Consider the following 14,826-nt stretch of genomic DNA (forward strand, 5'->3'; position numbering starts at 1 on the left):
AACCCGTATCGTCTGGAAAATCCAGATGATACGGGTTTTTTATATTTAATCATACAGTCGGCAAAGATGAATCGAGTATTTTTACATTTGGCATAGTGATATAATTATACGTACCTACATCTTACGCGGAGGTGATTATAATGCAGATCATCATTTCACATGTGAATACTGACTTTGATGCGCTGGCTTCCCTGATTGCGGCAAATAAGCTCTATCCGGATGCGAAAGTTGTCATCCCCAATGAACAGACGGCGCCTGTAAGACAATTTTTGGCGATCTACCGGGACAGTTTCGAATGGGTTGAAGATTCGCTCATCGACTGGTCTGAAGTGACCGATGTTATTCTGGTGGATGTGGCGTCCCTGTCGAGACTTGGCAACTACACCGAGGCGCTCAATGAACACCAGATGACCATCACCGTCTACGATCACCACACTCCGGGCAGAAGCAATGTGAAAGCCGACTACGAAGTGATAGAGCCTGTAGGCGCCACGGTTACATTACTGATAGAAGAAATCATGAAAAGGAAATTGTCGATCTCTCCACTTGAAGCCACACTGTTTGGTCTCGGCGTCTATACAGATACAGGCGCTTTCACGTTCCCAAACACCACCCGGAGGGATTTTATGGCTGCGAGCTTCCTGCTCCAGCAGAATATGAATCTCGAAGTGATCCAGCGATTTTCTGATTATAAACTGAACCCGGAACAGCAGAATCTGCTGACCCAACTGTTCAGCGAGTCGAAAACATATGACAGGGACGGACTGGCAGTGATCATCAGTGCGCATCAGATTGATGGATTTCTGATAGAGCTCGCAACCATTACCGACAAGCTGCTGGAGCTGAGCGGTGCAGATGCGGTACTTACAGTGGTCAAGATGGAAAAGCATGTCCACATCGTCGGACGCGGGAATTCGAACAGGATCGACCTGCGCCCGCTATTGGAACAGTTTGACGGCGGCGGTCACCCGCGGGCTGGCTCTGCCACGGTCAGAAGAAGTGAACTGGATGATGTATTGGCACAGGTGGACAGTCACCTGGACCTCATTCTAAAGACGGCGGTCACTGCCCGGGATATCATGTCCAGTCCGGTGGAGATGCTGCCGCCTGAAACTAAAATCGAAGTGGCCGGACGCTTGATGGACCGCTGTGGCTACTCGGGCTGCCCTGTAGTTGAAGACGGCAAGCTGATCGGAGTCATTACAAGACGGGACCTGGATAAGGCAGACCAGCACGATTTGGGCCATGCCCCCATCAAGGCCTTCATGAGCGACAATCCGGTTACAATCGAACCCGGGACGACCATCGAGGAGATGGAGGAACTGATCATCGCCCATAACATCGGACGGCTGCCTGTGATGGAAGACGGACAACCGGTCGGTATTGTGACAAGAACGAACATTATAGAAGTTCTGCACAGTTAAAATACAATTCAGTTCCCCTGTTAACATGATGTTTCAGTTATATTTCCAATGGAATGCCCCACTGTTCACACAGAGTGTGAGCGGATCCCTGCCGCTGTAAAATCGGGAAGTCCATTTTAATGAATGATTATTCAGTCAATAAGTTATATAATGATGCATGTATACATTTAGGAAGAGAGGGATTTTTATGCGTTTTGAAACAAAGGCCGTCCATGCCGGACGCCAGGTGGACCCGGTCACAGGGGCGGTCACGACCCCGATTCACCTGTCCACTACATACGAAAGGGCCGAGGATGGCTCCTATACGGACGGTTTCATGTACAGCCGTGGAGACAATCCGAACCGCCGGTCGCTGGAGGCATGCCTCACCGAACTGGAAAATGGATATGATTGTGTGACATACGCTTCCGGTATGGCGGCGATCGCATCGTTGATTGAAGCCCTCCCGCCTGAGAAATCGCAGCGTATCGTCATGGCTGATGATATGTATTTCGGCGTCCGCACGTTGCTGGCCGAGACGGACATCGGCAGACGGTATGATATTGTCACTGTCGACATGACCGATCTCGATGCAGTGAGGGAAACTGTAGAAAATGCAGACACAGGACTGATTTGGATGGAAACCCCATCCAATCCCCAGATCAAGATCACAGATATTGAAGCCGTCGTGGAAATAGCGGCAGAAGCAGGTGCATACACTGTAATAGATAACACGGCGGCAACACCGATGCTGCAGAATCCCCTTGCGCTCGGCGTGGACTTTTCACTGCACTCAGTCACTAAATATATCGGCGGCCACAGTGACCTGCTCCTCGGCGCAGTCGTTGCAAAAGACGACACGCAGATGCTGAACAACTTGAGGAACTGGCAGCATGCCAAAGGCGCCGTGCCGTCCTCATTCGACTGCTGGCTTGCCCTAAGGGGTGTGCAGAGCCTGTCCGCAAGGATGCGTGTGCACTGTGCCAACGCCAAAGAGATTGCAGAATTTCTGAAGCAGCATGACAAGGTTGAAGCGGTCCACTATCCGGGACTGCCGGGACATCCCGCCCACGACATCGCCAAAAGACAGATGAGCGACTTCGGCGGGCTGCTGTCGTTCCAGGTCAAAGGCGGGGAAAAAGAGGCACTGAAAGTCGCCAATACAGTGGAGATTCTGACACAGGCAACCAGCCTGGGCGGTACGCACAGCTATATCGAGCACCGTGCCTCTGTAGAAAAGGAACTGACAAGAGCCCCGGAAAACCTGCTCCGTGTTTCCGTCGGCATCGAAAATGTCGATGACCTGAAGGAAGACCTGGACCAGGCTCTGGCAAGTATATAAATTAAAAGAGATGCATACCGCTGCGGTATGCATCTCTTTTTCCATATAGATAGCAAAAACCTCTGCATAGAATTTCCCATGCAGAGGTCTCGATTCATCTGTAAATCTTTTATCTATAGATCATGCCACCATCAGTCAGGATGGATTGGCCTGTAATATAGTCCGCTTCTTCAGAAGCCAGGAATGATACCAGGTTGGCCACATCTCTTGGCTCCTGGGTGCGTCCCAAGGAGATGGAAGAAGAATACTGTTCCAATGCCTCTCCTTTTTCAGTACCCAATATTTCCATGAATTTCTCATCCAGGCGATCCCACATGCCTGTTGCGGCGATACCCGGACAATACGCATTGACCGTGATTTTATCTTTGGCCAATTCTTTCGAAGCCACTTGGGTCAAGCCACGTACAGCAAATTTCGATGCACTGTAGGTAGCGAGGAAATCGAAACCTTCGTGCCCTGCGATACTCGCAGCGTTGATGATGGTGCCGCCATGACCCTGTTTCTTCAACTGCTTGGCTGCAGCCTGAATGCCGAACAGGACACCTTTGACGTTCACATCCAGTACGAAGTCAACATTCTTAGGATCAATTTCCGTCATCTGTTCAACTTCGCCTTCCACACCGGCATTGTTGATATAGACATCCAACTTGCCGAATTTCTCTACTGCGTGGTCCACCAGGGAAATATGGTCTTGCTGATTGGTAACGTCTGCTTTCAGAGCACTGACTTCGTAATCCTTACCTTTGAATTCTTCAAACGTCTCATTCAGGACTTCTTCATTGATGTCACTGAGGACCACTTTGTAGCCTTGTCCGGCCAATTTTTCTGCAATACCTTTACCCAATCCTTGTGCGGAACCTGTAATAACTGCAACTCTGTCTAAACTCATTTCATAATTCCTCCATCTCAATTGGTTTTCTAATATTGTATACCTTATCCCAATACCTTTTATGCGCCATTATCAAACATCCGTCTGAAGACGCTTCAACTTCTGATGACATCATTTCTCCCCTCCCCATATCAATGCTAATATAGAAATATAAAATAGAGACTAAACGGAGGGGTTCTGTGAGTTATCGTTCCAACGGCAAGATCGATCCTGAAAATTTTGGAGACGCTTTTCTGAATGAAAGGCCTAAGACCATCTATGACCAGTGCATTGCGGATTTCAAAAATATCATTACACTCGACCAGTTCGAGAAGATGGTCTACGGATACAACCAGGGGGTCGAGCAGTATCAGCTGAAGCATGTGTCCCACCTCGGGGAGCACCGCCATTATCTTTGGCTCGACCAGGATGAGAAGAAGGCGTTGAGCGTATTCTTCGACTCGGCTGACTTGATCCACCGCCTTGTCGTGCTTGAATATAAGACATTCCCGAAAACTGACGCCAAATTGTCTGAAGTCTCCTACACCATGCCGGTGAATGACGACTGGCTCGTCTTCTGGGGTGGGCAGAATGAATTCATCAATTACCACTATGCCTACCCTTCCCAGAGGTATGCATACGACCTGCTGATCATGGAAAAGGGAAAGACCCATAAGGGCACGCCAAAGAAAAATGAAAACTATCATGCCTTCAATAAGGACATCATCGCCCCGGCCGTCGGCAAGGTCGTCAAGGTGCTCAACAATATACCGGATAATGTGCCGGGTGAGATGAACGAATCGAAGCCCGCCGGCAACTACATCATCCTCCAGCATGCCAAAAAGGAATACAGCCTCCTCGCCCATCTGAAGGAAGGCTCCATAAAGGTCGATCGGGGCGACATAGTCCAAGAGGGAGATGTCATCGCGAAATCCGGAAACTCCGGCAATTCCTCGGAGGCGCACATCCACTTCCAGGTGATGGATGCACCGAAGGTCAGTAAATGCAGGTCGCAGCCCATCCGCTTCAATGATCAGAGCAGACCCGTCCAGGGTGACATCGTCACACGCACTTCGAATGAAACGGCCAAAAGATTCGACCCAAACTCAATCGAGTCTCAAGGCAGTCCTATCGTCCCGGAATTTCTTACAAGAATGTTCAAATGAAGCAGGATGCCATTAAAATAAATACTTGAGGAGCAATAAATATGGAAACCGTATACTTGGCAGGAGGATGCCTATGGGGCGTCCAGGCCTTCATAAAGACACTCCCCGGCGTCACATCCACAGAAGCCGGCAGGGCAAACGGCACCAATGATGGACTCGATGGTGAATATGACGGCTACGCTGAATGTGTGAAAACTGAATTCGATCCATCAGTGACCTCCATCGATGCACTGATGGGCCACCTGTTTGAAATCATCGATCCATACAGTGTGGACCAGCAAGGAGAAGATGTCGGCAGAAAGTACAGGACCGGCGTATATAGTGAAGACCCAAAGCATCTGAAAGAAGCGGAAGCATTCATCCGCCGGCGGAAGGATTATGATAAGATCGCTGTAGAAGTACTGCCCCTCACCAACTATGTGAGAAGTGCAGAAGAACATCAGGACCGGCTGGATAGGTGCCCGGATGATTATTGTCATATCCCAAAAGCAATACTGACGAAATATCAATGAAAAATGCCGCATGGAAAATAGATTCCATACGGCACATTCACTTGATGGGCGTGTTGACCAGATACTGGTTTCAAAAAGTGTACAACGTCGATTTCTCCGCCACAGACTCGAATGAAGTCTATTTCTAAACGCAGCAGTATTTTAAACCCTTCAAGTTTACCGAATATGAATATAGTGTTATAATACAGGTAACAAATAGGATGCTGTACATGAAACACCGAACCCCCAATCTACTGCCATAGATTGGGGGTTTTATTTGGTGTATTGGCTTCGTCACCTGGTCATTCATCACGATTGTCCAACCAATAAGCGAACAACGCGAGGACCACACCTGTGATGAGAGGTGCGACCAAAAACTCAAATAGGGTGCTGTACATGACTTCACCTCCTTCCATGCTATCAGCACGGAAGTGGACCAGGCGACCTTGTTCATTTTATCATATTTGCACTATTCCTTTATTATCCGTTGACCGCTGTTCAATCTACAATCTTAAGCTTCCCGCCTTCAATCCGGTAGACGATATCCGCCACCCGTTCCACAAAATACTTGTCATGCGAGGTCACAATGACCATGCCTCCGTAGGCACCGATGAATGACTCCAGCGCTTCAATCATATTCAGGTCGATGAAGTTCGTCGGCTCATCGAGTATGATGACATTCGACGGCTTCACGAACAGCAGTGCCAGGGAGACACGGGTCGCCTCTCCGCCACTCAAGTTATGCAGCGGCTTCGACACCTCATCCTGTGTAAACCTGAGATTCTGAAGAATGCTCCTGACGACCGGCTCACTGTATTCCGTCTGTTTCATGAGATGGCTGAGGACGGGCTCGCCTGTAGACATCCTGTAGTCCATCTGTCTGTAGGTCTCGATTTGGACCTTCGGTGAGATATCCATGCCCGGGGCATTATTCATGATTTCATGAAGCAGGCTCGATTTACCCGAGCCATTGCTGCCGGTAATCGCAATGGCCTTCCCCAGGGGAAACTGGAAGCTGACATTATCGAGCAGCACCTTTCCTCCCCGCTCGACGGTGAGGTCCTGTGCCATGATTGGAAACTTGTTATGGATCTCCATTGATTTCGGCATGGGGAACCTCAGTTGGCGGTCCGCCTCCAAACGCTCCACTTCATCCAATTGGCCTATCCTTGACTCGATCGCTTTCGCAGCCTTGAATGCCTGTTTCTGCACAGTATCCTTCTGCTTGCTCGAACTCAGGCGGTCGGGTTTCACATCCTGTTTTCTGGACTTGTCTCCGGCACCCATCCCGCTTGCCTTCTCCAACTGCTTTTTAGCCGCTTCCTCAAGCCTTTTCTTCTCCTTTGTGTAATTTTCATGCTGTCTTTCAATCTCGAGTCGCTCGATTTTCTTCTGGGCGATGTAGTCATCATAGTTCCCAGCATATTCCTTTACGGTGCCATCCGACACTTCCCATATCTTTTCAGCGATGCTGTTGATGAAATGGCGGTCGTGGCTGACGCATATCAATGTACCGTAGTAGTACTTCAGCTCATCAATCAGCAGTGCAACACTCTCCTCGTCGAGGTGCGTCGTCGGTTCGTCCAGCAGCAGACCGAGCTTGTATTCAGACAAGGCATGTGCGAGACGGAATTTCGTCTCCTCACCGCCACTGAGTCCTTCGTTGTCCGGCACATTCAACCGGCTCAGCAGTTCGAAGTTGAAATCTCTGTCGACTGGATTCTCAACCCCTCCAATCTGGGCGAAATAGTTGAACTCCGTCTCCACCTGCAAACTGCCCTCGAAATCGTTGAATTTGCCTGCAATCACCTTCAGCAGTGTCGACTTGCCCGTCCCGTTCGTGCCGATGATGGCAATTTTGTCGTTCATATACGCCGATAGTGCTTCAATGTCGAGCAGGTCCCTGTTGCCGAAAGTGACAGTCACATCTTTCAATCTTACTGATAGTTCGTTCATTATAATTTGCACTCCTTATGAGCCTGCAAACTATATAATTTCGGGCACAAAAAAGAGACAGCCTAACGCCATCTCCCACTCTTGTTATAGGACGGTCCTGAAAATGGACACACTTATCCCTATGAGAATATAGTTTGGCAAGACTTTTGAATATTCTATTCGGTTAGCTATTCAAATCAGTCTGCCAAATTCTCGGGATACCCATTTCCAGAACCTCCTTGCGTTTATTTGCTGTCATTTTACCATATTGCACACGAACAAAGAAACAGTTATTCCAGAAGATGCAACGCATAGAGCTTCGGGTGCAACAAATCCGTCGTAAAACCCCATCATACAGGGCATTTAACCGGCCTTCCCTCTGTTTACAATTATTAGAACATTCGGTAAACTTATATGTAAATCCAATACAAGAAGGAGGAAACCAAATGAACGCCATACTCGTCGCAATCATGGGGCTCGCCGTCTTCGTTCTGGGCTACCGCTACTACTCCAAATTCATCGCAGAACGCATCTACCGGCTCGATCCAAACTACATGACACCGGCCCACAAGTACAAGGACGGCGTCGACTTCGTCCCTACGAACAAATACGTCCTATGGGGCCACCACTTCACATCCGTCGCGGGGGCGGCACCAATCCTCGGGCCTGCCATCGCCGTCTACTGGGGCTGGCTGCCGGCTTTCCTGTGGGTCATCCTCGGGACCGTATTCGCCGCCGGGGTCCATGACTTCGGTACACTCGCAATATCCGTCAGGAATAAAGGACAGTCGATCGGTACGATTGCAGAAAAGTTCATCGGCAGACGCGGCAAGATCCTGTTTTTGTTCATCATCCTCACACTCGTGCTGATGGTCAATGCGGTATTCGCCTGGGTGATTGCGAACCTGTTCATTACATACCCGGCAAGCGTCCTGCCCGTCTTCATTCAGATTCCGCTCGCGATATGGATCGGCTACGCAGCATACAAGAAGAATATGAAGATGCTCGTCCCTTCCCTGCTCGCACTCGCTGCCATGTACTTCGTCGCCGTCATCACGGCGGAAGTGTCCTGGCTCCAGATCGACCTGGTCTCCTATATGGGTGGTGAAGGTGGTGCCGGGCTGTTCGGACTCGGTGCCGTATCGACGGCCTTCATGGTCTGGATTGTCATCCTGCTCATCTATGTCTATATCGCATCGACCCTGCCGGTATGGAAATTGCTCCAGCCACGGGACTTCATCAACTCCCATCAGCTGACCGTCGGACTGCTCATCCTGTATGCAGGTCTGCTTCTGACGAATCCGACCATCAATGCACCGGCGACGAACGCCGATGCGGACACATCCTGGCTGCCACTGCTGTTCATCACGGTTGCCTGCGGGGCGATCTCCGGCTTCCATGGACTCGTATCTTCAGGTACATCGTCCAAGCAGCTGGACAAGGAGACCGACGCCCGTTTCGTCGGCTACTTCGGTGCCGTCGGCGAGGGGATCCTCGCCCTCATCTCAATCATCGCTGTCGTGACCCTGTTCAGCAGCGTCGATGACTTCACTGCCACCTACTCGAGCTTCAATGAAGCCAATGCGACCGGTCTCGGCAACTTTGTCGAAGGTGCTGCAGTGCTTGCCGGCGGACTCGGTATTCCGACGAACGTCGCAACAACAATCGTCTCCATCATCGTTGTCAGCTTCGCTGCAACGACGCTTGATACGTCGGTGCGCCTCATGCGCTACATCATTGCCGAAATCGGTACTGAATACAAGATGCCGTCACTGACGAAGAAGCATGTGGCGACAAGCATCGCCGTCGTTTCCACCGCCGCGCTCGTTCTGATTCCGGAAGGACCGAATGGATTTGGTTCCGGCGGCTATCTCATCTGGCCGCTGTTCGGGACATCGAACCAGCTGCTTGCGGGCATCAGTCTGCTGCTGATCTCCATCTGGCTGAAGCGCCGCGGCATCAACTACGCCGTCACGCTCATCCCGATGATCTTCCTGATGTTCATGACGCTGTACGCCATGTTCGTCCAGGTCTTCTTCGAATGGGCTTGGTACGCCGACGGCTCCAACCTGCTGCTGTTTGTGTTAGGCGCCATCATCTTCGTCTTCGCCATCTGGATCGTCATTACAGCCATCCAGGCGCTCTCCGGCAAGTTCGATGATGAACTCGCGAAGCACCGCAATGACGAGTAAGGAGGGATAGCAATGCTCGACAATATCAAGAAGCTGATCCGGTACTACGAGGAAGTGCTCGAAATGCCACACCGTACGGAAGTCGCAAGGGAGCTGAGGGACCAGGATGACCTCTTCCTGCTTCTCCTCTACTCCGAGATGATCGGCATACCGAATCCGGTCTACTACTACACGCTGGAACTGTATCCGCACATCATCGAGGATTTCCACGACTGGCATCTCCGCATGGGGATGGACAAGTCGCCGCTGACCGGCATCCGCTGCTGCTGACTATAATAAAGGAGCATGTCCATGAGCATTCATACTAAGAAGATTCTGTTCATCGGCGGCAAGGGCGGCGTGGGGAAATCCACGTCCGCCGCTGCCATCGCATGGCAACTCGCAAAGTCCGGGAAGAAGACGCTGCTCGTCTCGACCGACCCGGCCCATAACCTCGGGCACATCTTCTCGCGTGACATCGGCGGGGAGACGATAGAAATTGCAGAGAACCTCCATGCACTCGAGATCGACCCGGAGCATGAGACGAAGAAGTATATCGACTCGGTGAAGGAGAACATCAAGGGGACCGTACAGTCCAGTATGATCGAGGAGGTCAACCGACAGCTCGATACCGCACAGGCCTCACCCGGTGCAGATGAATCGGCGCTGTTCGACAAGCTCGTCTCCATCATCCTGGAGGAGGAAGGCGAATACGACCACCTCGTCTTCGACACCGCCCCCACCGGCCACACCATCCGGCTCTTAACACTGCCGGAACTGATGGGCGTGTGGATCGAGGGACTGCTGAAGAAGCGTCAGAAGACGAACGAGAACTACACCCAGCTCCTGAACGATGGGGAGCCAGTTGAAGACCCGATCTATGATGTACTGCTCACCCGGCAGAACCGCTTCTCACGGGCACGGGAGATCATGCTCGAGTCCGGCAAGACGGGATTCATCTTCGTCTTGAATCCAGAAAGGCTGCCGATACTTGAAACCAAGAAAGCCGTGGGCCTCCTCGACAAGTATCATCTGCATGTAAAGACACTCATCATCAATAAGGTGCTGCCCGATGAAGCCGACGGCACCTTCCTCGCCCAGAGGCGGGAGCATGAACAGCGGTATCTGAAGGAGATCGAAGACACCTTCACGGACCAGAACCTCATCCGTGTGCCCCTGCTCCCCCATGACATCACGACGATCGAGGAGCTCGACCGGTTCAGCGAGTATTATGAGATGGATTAAAGAAATAAAAGGAGCCTCCACCATTGTGGGGACTCCCATATGTTGAACCTATTGGAGCAGAGCAATCTGCTTCTTTTTTTATGGACTCTGAAGGAAATGTTGAAGGTGTTCACAATACCCTAAAGATGTGCATTAGTCTGTAGAATGATTAGTTTCAGGTGGAAGCGGTAAAAGTATATTAATTACTATATGGAGGGATGAAGATGAAGCGTGCTGAAGATATTGAAATCATTCCAATAAAGGTCGAAGACGATGGCAAGATACCCAACCACCCCGACTTCCCCCTACTGATCTATAAGAGTGTGTTTGAAGATGGAGATAACATTCCCGCCATCCTCAACTCCAATGACTGGTCCGGGGAATGGCTCGGTTCCGTCCACCCTTTCCACCACTACCACAGCAACACCCATGAAGTGCTTGCGGTCAAAGAAGGACATGCCACTCTGCAGCTTGGCGGTGAGCAGGGTGAGGTGGTAGAAGCGGAGAAAGGCGATGTCATCATCCTCCCAGCCGGCTATGGCCATAAGAAAATAGAAGCAAGTGACGATTATGCCAACTACGGTGCCTACCCAGGTGGTGTCAGTTTTGACATGTGCTATGGAGAGCTAGAAGAGCGTCCTGAGAAGTTGGAAAATATAAAGGAAGTTCCAAACCCTGAATGTGATCCAGTATTTGGACAACGTGAGACCCTGTTGAAATTTTGGGTAGAGTGAATATAATAAAGTATCCTTGGAATTTAAAGTATAGGTGTAAAATGCGAAGAGGGTTACTAATAAAATTATTTATTGTGTACTTAAGAATTAATATTTAAAAATAATGGAGTGTATTGAATTATTAAAAATCTTTTGATATTTTAATTATAATATTTAATTACATTTGTATAGGGGATAGAAGTCATGATAAGTTTTCAGAAAGAAGATGTAGAAATCGAAGCCCTAAAGCTCCTTAAGGAGTATAATAGAAAAAAGTATAAAGATGCCTACAAATCTGAAATGCCAGATATTCAAAATGATATTACTAATGTGGGGGTTGAAGTTGTTGTAGTAGATTTTGAAGAGAATTTATTTTTAGATAAATTACATGGTGCACCGTTTCTGCAGTTTCTAAAAATGACTAACTGCTGGAAGATTAAGAAGAAAGAGTTAGAAGATTTACTGGGGCTTCCTAGTAATGATGCAACTTTACAAGAAATTATTAATTCTAAGCCTGTTTGTGATAAGAATGGTAAAGCTCATCACATTACTACATGGGATGAAATTCAGGATTTAAGACCAAAACAAGAAATATACTTAACTGGTTATTCTAAGTATCAATTTGAATTAGATGAAAAAGATAATATAAAATTAGTTGTTCCTCCTGCCCAATGGGTCGGACCTCTTCCAGAGATGATGTTACAGGCAGTAAAAGATAAAGAAGAAAAAGCAAAGAAGTATAAGCGATTTGAAGAATTAAATTTGTATCTGCAAAGTTTTATAAGCGATAAGGAAGAAATTAATGAATTTGAAAAGTTACTCAATGAATATCACAAGAAGAGTGAATGTTTATTTAAAAATGTTTATCTTCCAAATTTTTGGGCAAGTGAACAAAAAATATTTCACATTTCCCTTGATTAATGTAAAAACATCTCCTATACCAATGAGGTGACCCCCCTTCCAAGTTTACAGATGTTTTATTTCCTCTGTAAACTTGGCAGGATTCAGATCAGGTTCCAAAGCTTTTTTATAGTGCCTCTAAACTTGTTTAATTACAAATTTTAAATATTCTTTCTTATCCTTGCACTTTTCAGCCTCTTTTGAATATATCATCGCTGAACACAAATCCCGAATCAACCAACAAGGAGGCAAATTCTGTGCCTTGGATTACCCTTATTCTTTCCCCTTGCTCATCCTGTGGAATGTCCGTTGTATTTTTATCGAATTCACCTGTAGTGATGAACCATTTGAAAGGCTCCAGATGTTCAAATGTACTGTCTTCTTCATTTTTATAGGCAAGCAGTTGTCTGATTCCCGTGTCATCAGACGTGTCAGTATGCCTCTTGGCCTGTACATATATAACTAGATCTAAAGTATTGAAAGCTGCCTTTACATCTACATCTGCGATGCTACTATTCTTTTGGGACTTGGAATTTTTAGGTGGTATTACAGTCACATCTGCACCGATGAATACCATATAGGATTCGATTAACTTTTCAAAATGCTGATCATTTAATTGAGTGAGATAGTCATGAATTTTCTTTACGATACTATCTCTTGTAGGAGTGAAGTCATAAAACGGGACTTCATCTCTATAGTTTGTAAGCATTCTCTCTATTGTTTCTTTGTCCTTATCATTAAGACATAGGTTGGTTCCTCTATATTTCAACTTGGATGCTAAATCAACTGGGACATATCGATGCCTGCTTATTCCCGTACTGATCATTCTAACCGGGACTACAAATCCTATATCTATACCTTCCGGATTATCGTAGGCGTAAGGAGACCCGGTCACTTCACAAAGATCCAGCTCACCAGACTTGGGAATCAGCACCCTATCTCCTTTATTCAAGTTCAAAAACCTGTACAGGTAATTGCTTCTCCTTGCAGTCAACCAACTTCTGTTGATTTCCTTACCCAACTCTACAAAATCGTCTCTAAATTCGTTTTGTTTCATTTCTTTTGCATTTCTTAAGACTCTATCGGCTTTCTCGCCTTTCAACATAGACCAACCGATAGGAAGCAAATTGTCTTCTTTAAGCAGCTTTACCGAGGCGCTATTTTCATGACTGATACGATGCATCAAATACATAACCTACACTCCTTTTATAAGCCGTATTGGAAATAATAGAAATAACTGTAATTATCCCTCTTCTTCCCTAAAGACGTTTGAATCATGTAACCAGGTCGGATTTTTTGAAATTTTTCATTTCGACTTCTTTCAAAGTTTCAACTTGAGGAAATATTTTGGACTAACTTCACTGCTCACTGAGATGACTTCAAATACCTAGTCAACAATATTATGTGAATAACTCTCTATTTAACTTCTACACAGAAGAGCTTACATAGATAAGACTATTAAGCCCCCTGATCATATTGAATCTGGTCAGGGGGCTTAATAGGAATACACTATCTTATAGTTTACCGCTTATATCTCGTGGAAAGTACTTACAAAAAACCTTACTAACCAATATATGTTATGGCATCAATGATCTTCTTGCAGTCTTCCAACAATTCCCTTTCCGCTTCATCAGTCAACTTGGCACTTCTGGCCGCCGGATCGATCGCTTTTATTTTTTCGCACAGTACGTAACCTGTGGTTCCATTATTTTTCGTCCTGCCGCTAACAGCGACATGTGTCGGATAGTCTTTATCAGTATTGGTTATGGGCAGGACCCAGATCAAACCCGTGTATCTATGTACACTTTCTTCCGATACAACAATGGCGGGTCGATATCCTTGCTGCTCATGTCCTTTCGCTGGTGACATATTAATCTTTATAATATCTCCAGCCTTAAAAAACGCTGTCATATCCATCCCTCCAAAAATAAAGTCTGTACCCTTTTGCTGGAGCATGAGTACAGACGCATAATTTTTAAGCTGATCAATAGATCACCATTCTTCTTTTCCCATCGGCTCCGCTTCCTCCCAAAGAGATTCAGTTTCAGGCTTCCCACCTTCGTAACCGTCAAATAACTTTTGGAACGGAGTCAGTTTATTCTTCGGTACCAATGAAATCCGATTCGGTTCCACTTCCACCTCAATCTCGGTATCGTATGGATCAAATCCTGCTTCTCTCAATACTTCCCGAGTGAGTCTGACGCCCTGGCTGTTCCCCCACGGACGGATTCTGGCTTCACGATGCAGCACTTTGCGCTTTATATCATGCATACTGCTCGACCTCCTCCAGATTATTTCATATCTTAAGTATATCCTACGTATATACCTTAGTCAATTGATAACCCTGCTTCGTCATTCATCCACATATGCTACTAATCATGCTCTATCCAAATCATATTTTGGCAGGATATTGCATTTTATTCTTTACGTATAAACGAGGTTGCCCTTTGGAAATCAGGATTTATGGCCACAGTCGTTGGGGTTTATCCTGTATGTTTCGCGAAATGAATAGTACTGAAGGGATGTTAAATGACAATGGTATGCTCCCTTCAAAATTTTCACTTTTTCAAGTGTCTACTTTGAAGGGAGCATACCACTTTTCTGAAGGGGCTT

At 47.3% G+C, this 14,826-nt stretch carries 15 protein-coding genes; 9 read left to right on the forward strand and 6 right to left on the reverse strand.

The window, feature by feature from the left end; all coding sequences use genetic code 11:
• The first annotated feature begins 140 nt into the window (after positions 1 to 140).
• Positions 141 to 1,424: a CBS domain-containing protein gene (locus tag RQP18_RS09675; protein ID WP_342387487.1), complete on the forward strand. Its 1,284-nt coding sequence runs from the start codon at positions 141 to 143 to the stop codon at positions 1,422 to 1,424.
• A 187-nt stretch (positions 1,425 to 1,611) separates the two neighbouring features.
• Positions 1,612 to 2,745, forward strand: a complete 1,134-nt coding sequence (locus RQP18_RS09680) for a trans-sulfuration enzyme family protein (protein WP_342387488.1) — start codon at positions 1,612 to 1,614, stop codon at positions 2,743 to 2,745.
• Positions 2,746 to 2,854: 109 nt separating this feature from the next.
• On the opposite strand, the gene RQP18_RS09685 is transcribed toward RQP18_RS09680, so the two are convergent.
• Positions 2,855 to 3,634 carry an acetoin reductase gene (locus RQP18_RS09685; RefSeq protein WP_342387489.1) on the reverse strand — a complete coding sequence of 260 codons (780 nt, stop codon included), beginning with the start codon at positions 3,632 to 3,634 and terminating at the stop codon, positions 2,855 to 2,857.
• A 179-nt stretch (positions 3,635 to 3,813) separates the two neighbouring features.
• Here RQP18_RS09685 and RQP18_RS09690 point away from each other — a divergent pair, with 179 nt between their 5' ends.
• Together RQP18_RS09690 and RQP18_RS09695 are read left to right on the forward strand one after the other, a co-directional pair.
• A complete protein-coding gene (locus RQP18_RS09690) occupies positions 3,814 to 4,779 on the forward strand; it encodes a M23 family metallopeptidase (RefSeq protein WP_342387490.1) in 966 nt (321 codons plus the stop codon).
• A gap of 41 nt (positions 4,780 to 4,820) precedes the next feature.
• Positions 4,821 to 5,291, forward strand: coding sequence for a peptide-methionine (S)-S-oxide reductase (locus tag RQP18_RS09695; RefSeq protein ID WP_342387491.1), 471 nt, complete (start codon positions 4,821 to 4,823; stop codon positions 5,289 to 5,291).
• 281 nt (positions 5,292 to 5,572) lie between these two features.
• On the opposite strand, the gene RQP18_RS09700 is transcribed toward RQP18_RS09695, so the two are convergent.
• Both RQP18_RS09700 and abc-f read right to left on the reverse strand, forming a co-directional pair.
• Positions 5,573 to 5,686 carry a type I toxin-antitoxin system Fst family toxin gene (locus tag RQP18_RS09700; protein WP_373446038.1) on the reverse strand — a complete coding sequence of 38 codons (114 nt, stop codon included), beginning with the start codon at positions 5,684 to 5,686 and terminating at the stop codon, positions 5,573 to 5,575.
• Positions 5,687 to 5,768: 82 nt separating this feature from the next.
• A complete protein-coding gene (gene abc-f / locus RQP18_RS09705; RefSeq protein WP_342387493.1) occupies positions 5,769 to 7,226 on the reverse strand; it encodes a ribosomal protection-like ABC-F family protein in 1,458 nt (485 codons plus the stop codon).
• Between the two features lie 425 nt (positions 7,227 to 7,651).
• Between abc-f and RQP18_RS09710 the strand changes: the two genes are divergently transcribed.
• The 5 genes from RQP18_RS09710 to RQP18_RS09730 all read left to right on the forward strand — a co-directional run bounded on the left by RQP18_RS09710 (position 7,652) and on the right by RQP18_RS09730 (position 12,234).
• Positions 7,652 to 9,397 (forward strand): carbon starvation CstA family protein, encoded by a 1,746-nt coding sequence (locus RQP18_RS09710; protein WP_342387494.1) that lies wholly within the window; start codon positions 7,652 to 7,654, stop codon positions 9,395 to 9,397.
• Positions 9,398 to 9,409: 12 nt separating this feature from the next.
• Complete coding sequence (locus RQP18_RS09715; protein ID WP_040105886.1) at positions 9,410 to 9,667, forward strand: cory-CC-star protein; 258 nt, start codon at positions 9,410 to 9,412, stop codon at positions 9,665 to 9,667.
• Between the two features lie 21 nt (positions 9,668 to 9,688).
• Positions 9,689 to 10,621 (forward strand): ArsA family ATPase, encoded by a 933-nt coding sequence (locus RQP18_RS09720; protein WP_342387495.1) that lies wholly within the window; start codon positions 9,689 to 9,691, stop codon positions 10,619 to 10,621.
• Positions 10,622 to 10,824: 203 nt separating this feature from the next.
• Positions 10,825 to 11,334 (forward strand): cupin domain-containing protein, encoded by a 510-nt coding sequence (locus RQP18_RS09725; RefSeq protein WP_342387496.1) that lies wholly within the window; start codon positions 10,825 to 10,827, stop codon positions 11,332 to 11,334.
• Positions 11,335 to 11,517: 183 nt separating this feature from the next.
• On the forward strand, positions 11,518 to 12,234 hold the full coding sequence (locus RQP18_RS09730; RefSeq protein WP_342387497.1) for a hypothetical protein: 717 nt from the start codon (positions 11,518 to 11,520) through the stop codon (positions 12,232 to 12,234).
• A 169-nt stretch (positions 12,235 to 12,403) separates the two neighbouring features.
• Here the strand turns inward: RQP18_RS09730 and RQP18_RS09735 are convergent, their stop codons facing one another.
• From RQP18_RS09735 to RQP18_RS09745, 3 genes are all read right to left on the reverse strand, one after another.
• Entirely contained in the window at positions 12,404 to 13,405 is a 1,002-nt protein-coding gene (locus RQP18_RS09735; RefSeq protein ID WP_342387498.1) for a restriction endonuclease, read from the reverse strand.
• A 371-nt stretch (positions 13,406 to 13,776) separates the two neighbouring features.
• On the reverse strand, positions 13,777 to 14,124 hold the full coding sequence (locus RQP18_RS09740) for a type II toxin-antitoxin system PemK/MazF family toxin (RefSeq protein WP_342387499.1): 348 nt from the start codon (positions 14,122 to 14,124) through the stop codon (positions 13,777 to 13,779).
• An 81-nt stretch (positions 14,125 to 14,205) separates the two neighbouring features.
• Complete coding sequence (locus RQP18_RS09745; RefSeq protein WP_342387500.1) at positions 14,206 to 14,484, reverse strand: AbrB/MazE/SpoVT family DNA-binding domain-containing protein; 279 nt, start codon at positions 14,482 to 14,484, stop codon at positions 14,206 to 14,208.
• Positions 14,485 to 14,826: the final 342 nt, after the last annotated feature.

The sequence above is a fragment of the Salinicoccus sp. Bachu38 genome (assembly GCF_038561955.2).
In the GTDB taxonomy this organism is placed as follows: domain Bacteria; phylum Bacillota; class Bacilli; order Staphylococcales; family Salinicoccaceae; genus Salinicoccus; species Salinicoccus bachuensis.

Excerpts from the sequence above, each read along its gene's own strand:
- RQP18_RS09725 (WP_342387496.1), top strand. The coding sequence starts at position 10,825 with ATGAAGCGTGCTGAAGATATTGAAATCATTCCAATAAAGGTCGAAGAC.
- RQP18_RS09680 (WP_342387488.1), top strand. The coding sequence starts at position 1,612 with ATGCGTTTTGAAACAAAGGCCGTCCATGCCGGACGCCAGGTGGACCCG.
- RQP18_RS09710 (WP_342387494.1), top strand. The coding sequence starts at position 7,652 with ATGAACGCCATACTCGTCGCAATCATGGGGCTCGCCGTCTTCGTTCTG.
- RQP18_RS09695 (WP_342387491.1), top strand. The coding sequence starts at position 4,821 with ATGGAAACCGTATACTTGGCAGGAGGATGCCTATGGGGCGTCCAGGCC.
- RQP18_RS09740 (WP_342387499.1), bottom strand. The coding sequence starts at position 14,124 with ATGACAGCGTTTTTTAAGGCTGGAGATATTATAAAGATTAATATGTCA.
- RQP18_RS09675 (WP_342387487.1), top strand. The coding sequence starts at position 141 with ATGCAGATCATCATTTCACATGTGAATACTGACTTTGATGCGCTGGCT.
- RQP18_RS09685 (WP_342387489.1), bottom strand. The coding sequence starts at position 3,634 with ATGAGTTTAGACAGAGTTGCAGTTATTACAGGTTCCGCACAAGGATTG.
- RQP18_RS09735 (WP_342387498.1), bottom strand. The coding sequence starts at position 13,405 with ATGTATTTGATGCATCGTATCAGTCATGAAAATAGCGCCTCGGTAAAG.
- RQP18_RS09700 (WP_373446038.1), bottom strand. The coding sequence starts at position 5,686 with ATGGAAGGAGGTGAAGTCATGTACAGCACCCTATTTGAGTTTTTGGTC.
- RQP18_RS09720 (WP_342387495.1), top strand. The coding sequence starts at position 9,689 with ATGAGCATTCATACTAAGAAGATTCTGTTCATCGGCGGCAAGGGCGGC.
- RQP18_RS09745 (WP_342387500.1), bottom strand. The coding sequence starts at position 14,484 with ATGCATGATATAAAGCGCAAAGTGCTGCATCGTGAAGCCAGAATCCGT.
- abc-f (WP_342387493.1), bottom strand. The coding sequence starts at position 7,226 with ATGAACGAACTATCAGTAAGATTGAAAGATGTGACTGTCACTTTCGGC.
- RQP18_RS09715 (WP_040105886.1), top strand. The coding sequence starts at position 9,410 with ATGCTCGACAATATCAAGAAGCTGATCCGGTACTACGAGGAAGTGCTC.
- RQP18_RS09730 (WP_342387497.1), top strand. The coding sequence starts at position 11,518 with ATGATAAGTTTTCAGAAAGAAGATGTAGAAATCGAAGCCCTAAAGCTC.